The sequence below is a fragment of the Mesorhizobium sp. WSM4814 genome, from assembly GCF_055811595.1.
Genome location: NZ_JBVVQT010000074.1, coordinates 1 through 759, shown reverse-complemented (window position 1 = coordinate 759; position 759 = coordinate 1). Strand labels below are relative to the sequence as shown.

The 759-nt window shown below is 65.5% G+C and carries 1 protein-coding gene; it reads left to right on the top strand.

The genetic code is table 11. The features are described from left to right. Nucleotides 1-129: 129 nt before the first annotated feature. Nucleotides 130-759, top strand: a 630-nt coding sequence (locus tag AC0L2V_RS32205; protein ID WP_473522189.1) for an AfsR/SARP family transcriptional regulator, incomplete at its 3' end; no start/stop codon positions are given.

Below are 759 nucleotides of genomic sequence, written 5' to 3'. Positions count from 1 at the left end.
CTCAGCGACCTGCTGCCGCGGCTGGATGGCGGCGCTCGCAAACGGACCGAGATATGCATTCTTGCAGCGGCCGCGCTGGAGAGCCTGTGGGACCAGGGTCCACGCTACGGCGATCGGCTGAAGGTCTTCATGGAGGCGCTGCGCGACGTCAGCTGGCCAATGGTGCTCCTCAACGTTCCGGAATTGCTCGCCGATCTGCTTGGCGATGCGCTTGAGCGCGGCATCGAGCCCAAGCTTTGCTGGTCGCTTATCCGGGAACGCCGATTGGACGCGCCGCAACGGCGGCCCACCGCCTGGCCATGGCCGCTCAAGGTCCACGTCCTCGGAGGCTTTAGGCTCGAACTCGATGGAAACCCTCTTAATCTCGGCGCCAAGCCACCGACGAAGGCTCTCGACATCCTGCGGGTGCTGGCGATCTCGAAAGACAATACCTGCTCGCTGGAGACCGTTCAGGACTGGCTGTGGCCCGACCTCGACGGCGACCAGGCGCGGGCGGCATGCGAGCAGGCGCTGCATCGGCTACGCAAGCTGCTCGGGCGGACCGACCTCATCGTTCAGCGCGAAGGCAAGCTTCGCCTCGCGTCGGACAAGGTCTGGGTCGACATCGCCGACTGGGATGCACGGCTCAAATCCGTGACGACAGCCAATGGCGAGGCGGCCGGGCTGCGACCGCAAGCGGAAGCGCTCTTCCTCGCATTCCCCGGTCCGCTGTTTCTGCACGAGCGAGCCAGCTTCTGGTCGCACGCCGCCGCAGAAAAA